The organism is Myxococcus vastator, from assembly GCF_010894475.1.
Taxonomy (GTDB): Bacteria; Myxococcota; Myxococcia; order Myxococcales; family Myxococcaceae; genus Myxococcus; species Myxococcus vastator.
The window spans coordinates 1-681 of the sequence record NZ_JAAIYB010000932.1 but is presented as its reverse complement, the minus strand read 5'-3'; the positions used below and the strand labels follow the sequence as shown (position 1 = coordinate 681).

Annotated in this window: 1 protein-coding gene; it reads left to right on the top strand. The window is 69.8% G+C overall.

All coding sequences use genetic code 11. The features are described from left to right. Positions 1-681, top strand: a 681-nt coding sequence (locus G4D87_RS38410; RefSeq protein WP_163787670.1) for an AMP-binding protein, incomplete at both ends; no start/stop codon positions are given.

The following is a 681-nucleotide window of genomic DNA, read 5'->3' as shown; positions in this document are numbered from 1 at the left end:
AACCGGCTGAAGTGGATGCAGGAGGAGTACGGGCTTACCGGCGCGGATGTGGTGCTGCAGAAGACGCCCTTCAGCTTCGACGTGTCGGTGTGGGAGTTCTTCTGGCCGTTGCTGGCGGGGGCGAAGCTAGTAGTCGCGCGGCCGGGCGGGCACCAGGAGCCGGCGTACCTGGTGAAGGTGATGAAGGCGGAGGGGGTGACGACGGTGCACTTCGTGCCGTCAATGCTGCGCGCCTTCGTGGAGGAGCCAGGGCTGGAGGGACTGGGAAGTCTGCGGCGGGTGGTGTGCAGCGGTGAGGCGCTGAGCGCGGAGCTGGTGAAGAAGGCCTACGCGCGGCTGCCCGCCCCGGTGCGGGTACACAACCTCTACGGCCCGACAGAAGCAGCGGTGGACGTCACGTACTGGCCCTGCCCGCGTGGCGAGGACTTCCACCGGGTGCCCATTGGCCGGCCCGTAGCCAACACGGTGCTGTACGTGCTGGACACGCACGGGCAGCCGGCGCCGGTGGGCATTCCCGGCGAGCTGCACATTGGCGGCGTGCAGGTGGGCCGTGGGTACTGGCAGCGGCCCCAGTTGACGGCGGAGCGCTTCATCCCGGACGCCTTCAGCGGCACTCCGGGGGCGCGCCTGTACCGCACCGGAGACGTGGCGCGGTGGCTGCCGGACGGCACGCTGGAGTAC